Here is a 4598-nt window from a genome sequence, read left to right on the forward strand (position 1 = left end):
GCGGGGCATCGGCCAGCGGCGCGTTGACGAGCGCCTGTTTGGGCACCCGATAGTTCGGACCGACGGTCGTGCAGGCGGCCAGCGCCAACGCGGCCACCGCGAGCGGCGTGAGCGCGACCGCGCGGCGTAAAATGCCAGCTTTCCGCGCTCTGCCCGCCCCCGCCATGTACAAAGTCATCTGCACCGATCTCGACGGCACGCTGCTCAACCGTGACCACCAGCTCGATCCCTACACGGTCGAAACGGTGCAGCGGCTGGCGGCCGACGGCGTGCCGTTCATCATCGCGACGGGGCGTCACCATGCCGACGTGGCCGGCATTCGCGACGTGCTCGGTATCCGGCCGTACCTGATCACCTCGAACGGCGCCCGCGTGCATGCGCCCGACGACACGCCGCTGCATGCGCGCGACGTCGCGCCGGACATGGTGCGCGAGCTGGTGCGTCCCGGGGTGGTTGGCCAGCATGGCCGCGTGATCGTGAATCTGTTCACCGACAAAACCTGGCTGATCGACCGCGACGCGCCGGATCTGCTCGATTTCCATCAGGATTCGGGCTTCGTCTATCGCGTCGCCGATCTGCTCGCGCACGACGGCACGGATGTCGCCAAGGTGCTGTATATCGGCGAGCCGGAAGATCTGGCGGCGGTGGCGGCCAATCTGAAGAACCGTTTCGGCGAGGCGCTGTACGTCACGTATTCCCTGCCCGATTGCCTCGAAGTGATGGCGGCCGGCGTGTCCAAGGGCCGCGCGCTGCGCGTCGTGCTGGAGCGGCTCGGCCTCGATCGCGCGCATTGCGTGGCGTTCGGCGACAACATGAACGATATCGATCTGCTCGAAACGGCCGGTTTTCCGTTCATGATGCACAACGCCAATCCGGATCTGATGCTGCGGCTGCCCGACGTGCCGCGCATCGGCAGCAATGCCGAAGCCGGCGTGGCCCGCCACCTGCGCAGTCTGTTCGAACTCGACGCCGGCGCGGGTATCGCGCGCTGAATTCGCGCCGCACGGCATTCAAAACCGGCGTTGTCGCGCCTACGAATAAAACAATAGGTGCGGCGGCACTGCTTCAAGAAAATGCGCCGAATGGCGTTTCCGATTCGGCAGCACCGGCGCGGCGCGTTTCGCGATTGCCGTGCCGACGTCATTTCGTAAGCCGCCCGCCTTGTATTGGCGCGGCTTGGCGCGATTGCGCAACACCTCCCGAGCGTTAACTTTCCGACACCTTTTCGTCACGATTTGCGTCAGAAAGGGCGTTAATTTTGTCACCGTGATGGGGCGTAACGCGATGTAATTGACGCAGCGTGTTTCGCTCTGGATTATAGGAAAAGCCAGCGCGTGTCGAAGCGTCAAGGATTGTTAAATTCAAGATGGATCGGGTGCGAATTTCTTTAGAATTAACTCGGTGCCGAAATGAAGTGCATCCACTATAAATCCTTTTCGTAAGAATTCGGTTTGATTGAATTCCGGTGCAGTGCCGATTGCGAAAAACAAGGATAGTGATTAGGCTCCGATGGCCTGGCGAATCGTGAATAGGGAGTAAACATGTCTCAATACGCAAAACTCAAGGCGCAGATCGCTGACCTTCAAGCGCAAGCCGATGACGTTCGCCGTCAGGAAGTGGAGGCCGTGATAGCCGATGTGCAACGCAAGATCGCCGAATATGGCCTGACCGCGCAGGATCTCGGCTTTGCCGAGAAAGCCCGCCGCGGCCGTCCGCCGAAAAAGGCGCCGCTGCCGCCCAAGTACCGCGATCCCAAGTCGGGGGCGACCTGGAGCGGCCGGGGCAAGCCGCCGAATTGGATCGTCGGTAAAAACCGCGAGCGTTTTCTCGTGGAGTAAGCCGCAGTGCCGGGCGCCGCAAATAAAAAAGCCGCATCGTCGATGCGGCTTTCTTTTTTTGATTCGAATTTCGGGCCGTTCGGCCCGAATACCGATCAGCTTGCTGCCAGTCGCGTCAAATGCGGCTGCTTGGCGGTGGCGCCCAGCGTTTCGTAAATCTGCACGTATTGGCGCGCCATGGCCTTCGAGCTGAAACGCGTTTCGAAACGTTCGCGAATCGCGGTGCGCGACAGCGTATCGATTTTCTGCAGCGCGCCCACCGCGCTGTGTTCGTCCTCGACGATGAAGCCGGTCAGGCCGTCTTCGATCACTTCCGGCACCGAACCGCGGTTGAACGCGATCACCGGCGTGCCGCAGGCCATCGATTCGATCATCACCAGGCCGAACGGCTCCGGCCAGTCGATCGGGAACAGCAGCGCCTTGGCGCCCGACAGGAACGCCGGCTTCTGCGCCTCGTTGATCTCGCCGATGAATTCGACGTCGGCCGTCGCCAGCAGCGGCTCGATCTCGGTCTTGAAGTATTCCTCGTCGACCTTGTCCACCTTGGCCGCGATCTTCAGCGGCAGGCCAGCCTTGGCGGCGATGCGGATCGCCGTGTCGACGCGCTTTTCCGGGCAGATGCGGCCGAGGAACGCCAGATATTCGGGCTTGCGATCGGTTTGCGGCGTGAGCAGCTGATCCGGCAGGCCGTGATAGACCGTGCCGGCCCACCCGGCTTGCGGCAGCGGCACGCGTTGCGAGTTCGAGATCGACACCACCGGCGCGTTCGGGAACGCGTTGAACACCGGCTGCAGCTCGGGCAGGTCGAGACGGCCGTGCAGCGTGGTCACGTACGGCACGTCGAGGCGCGAGAGCAGCGGGAACGGCAGATAGTCGAGGTGCAGGTGAAGCACGTCGAAATCCTGGGCGACGCGAGCGATCTGCTCGAGCAGGCGCATGTGCGGCGCCATCCAGTCGCGAACCGACGGATCGAGGCGCAGCGCGCGCGGCCACGACGCTTCGAGCTTCGCCGACGTGACGGAATCGCCGCTGGCGAACAGCGTGACATCGTGGCCGAGTTCGACCAGGGCTTCCGTGAGGTAGGACACGACACGTTCGGTGCCGCCGTAGAGCTTCGGCGGGACGGCTTCGTAGAGCGGGGCAACTTGTGCGATGCGCATGAGTGGTTCTCCTGTGCGTATGGTGGCCGGGCCTGCCGGGAGGTCGCACCCTGTAGGGCGTCGCCGGCGGCAGACGATGGGGCGGCGCAGACGAAAAATTTTTGACCGCCGGCCGACCGTTCGACTCTATTATCGGGATGGCTCGCGGCGGATCGAGCGAATTTTCAAACGCTTAACCCTTGTTACAGGCTGAAATAGGGAGTTTACCGGGTAGCCTCGGCGGCGGTCGCGCCGCTGTCGGAACCTGCTTTCCTACCCTTACCAGCCGATTGTTACAGCCGTAGAAATAGTTCTATAATTTGCCAAAAAAACTCTGATCGATCGCTTGAGATCCCTTTCGGATCAACGGTTTGCGCGATTTTTCCATCCTCAGTAATTCTCTGACACTGTCGGAAAAATTCCTACACGGTTTACAGAGAAATCCTGCGTTGTAGATTCGTCTTCGCTGATACCGGCGCAAAATCCGATTGGCCACAATGCCGTAAGAATATAAACGCCGGTTACCGACCCACGGAGGGCGAGCGACCAAGGCAAACGTTTTCAAAGCAGATGGCCAAGATTTCTTACGGGGGAATCATGAGCGCGACCAGTGAAATGCTCGCCGAGATCAAGGAAGTGAACCTGTCGTACCTGTTGCTCGCGCAGCGTCTGCTGCGTGAAGACAAGGCAATGGGCATGTTCCGCATGGGTATCTCGGAAGACCTCGCGGAAGTGCTCGCGAACCTGACACTCGCACAAACGGTCAAGCTGGCCGCATCGAACCAGATGCTCTGCCGCTTCCGTTTCGACGACCATGCGTTGCTGTCCTCGCTTGCCGACAAGGGCCGAAGCACGGCCGTCGCGCAGGCACACACGGCCATCCTGATGGCCGGCCAGCCCGTCGAAAGCCTCCGATAATTTTTTCCAAAACACTGGCAGCCGTGGCCCGGTGCGCGTTCGCGCGTCCGGTGAGCGCGAGCGCCGCTTCATACCCGGAAATTCCGGAGGCTAGCAATGGCGACGAAGAGCGTGGTGCTCGAGGTCAAGGAAATCACCTTGGCGATCGAGCTGATCGAGCTGGGTGCACGACTGCAACTGCTCGAGGCCGAGACCAATCTGTCTCGCGACCGGCTGATCAAGCTGTACAAGGAACTGAAGGGCGTTTCGCCCCCGAAGGGCATGCTGCCGTTCTCGACGGACTGGTTCATGACCTGGCAGCCGAACATCCACTCGTCGCTGTTCTATAACATCTACCGCTTCATGCAGGCGCACGGCGGCTGCGATTCGATCCAGTCGATCGTCAAGAGCTACCGGCTCTACCTGGAACACGTCGGGCTGTCCGACGACGAAGCGGCGCTGAGCCTCACGCGCGCCTGGACGCTGGTGCGTTTCTTCGATTCCGGGATGCTGCAGATGACGCCGTGCACGCGCTGCGGCGGTCATTTTGTCGCGCATGCCCACGATCCGCAGCAAGGCTTCGTGTGCGGCCTGTGCCAGCCGCCGTCGCGCGCCGGCAAGACCCGCAAGGCTGCCGCGAAGGCCGAACCGCGTCTGGCCGAGCCGCCGCTGCCGGCCGCCGCGCCCGCGGTGTTCGCCGCCGCCTGAGCCCCGGCCGAATCGG

General features: G+C 62.0%; 5 protein-coding genes. 4 read left to right on the top strand and 1 reads right to left on the bottom strand.

Features of this window, described 5'->3' with window-relative positions:
- Window positions 1–164: 164 nt before the first annotated feature.
- Window positions 165–992, top strand: a complete 828-nt coding sequence (locus tag G3N92_RS31290) for a Cof-type HAD-IIB family hydrolase (RefSeq protein ID WP_206131410.1) — start codon at window positions 165–167, stop codon at window positions 990–992.
- A 549-nt stretch (window positions 993–1541) separates the two neighbouring features.
- On the top strand, window positions 1542–1838 hold the full coding sequence (locus tag G3N92_RS31295) for an H-NS histone family protein (protein WP_206131411.1): 297 nt from the start codon (window positions 1542–1544) through the stop codon (window positions 1836–1838).
- A 95-nt stretch (window positions 1839–1933) separates the two neighbouring features.
- Here G3N92_RS31295 and G3N92_RS31300 read toward each other — a convergent pair whose 3' ends face one another.
- Window positions 1934–2998, bottom strand: coding sequence for a glycosyltransferase family 4 protein (locus G3N92_RS31300; RefSeq protein WP_206131412.1), 1065 nt, complete (start codon window positions 2996–2998; stop codon window positions 1934–1936).
- Between the two features lie 576 nt (window positions 2999–3574).
- Between G3N92_RS31300 and flhD the strand changes: the two genes are divergently transcribed.
- Together flhD and flhC are read left to right on the top strand one after the other, a co-directional pair.
- Entirely contained in the window at window positions 3575–3895 is a 321-nt protein-coding gene (gene flhD, locus G3N92_RS31305; protein WP_277396217.1) for a flagellar transcriptional regulator FlhD, read from the top strand.
- A gap of 96 nt (window positions 3896–3991) precedes the next feature.
- A complete protein-coding gene (flhC, locus tag G3N92_RS31310) occupies window positions 3992–4582 on the top strand; it encodes a flagellar transcriptional regulator FlhC (protein ID WP_206131413.1) in 591 nt (196 codons plus the stop codon).
- Window positions 4583–4598: the final 16 nt, after the last annotated feature.

The organism is Burkholderia sp. Ac-20379, from assembly GCF_017104645.1.
Lineage (GTDB): Bacteria > Pseudomonadota > Gammaproteobacteria > Burkholderiales > Burkholderiaceae > Burkholderia.

What these genes read in the sequence shown, in the direction of transcription:
- G3N92_RS31290 (WP_206131410.1), top strand. Translation starts at nt 165, where the DNA reads ATGTACAAAGTCATCTGCACCGATCTCGACGGCACGCTGCTCAACCGT.
- G3N92_RS31295 (WP_206131411.1), top strand. Translation starts at nt 1,542, where the DNA reads ATGTCTCAATACGCAAAACTCAAGGCGCAGATCGCTGACCTTCAAGCG.
- G3N92_RS31300 (WP_206131412.1), bottom strand. Translation starts at nt 2,998, where the DNA reads ATGCGCATCGCACAAGTTGCCCCGCTCTACGAAGCCGTCCCGCCGAAG.
- flhD (WP_277396217.1), top strand. Translation starts at nt 3,575, where the DNA reads ATGAGCGCGACCAGTGAAATGCTCGCCGAGATCAAGGAAGTGAACCTG.
- flhC (WP_206131413.1), top strand. Translation starts at nt 3,992, where the DNA reads ATGGCGACGAAGAGCGTGGTGCTCGAGGTCAAGGAAATCACCTTGGCG.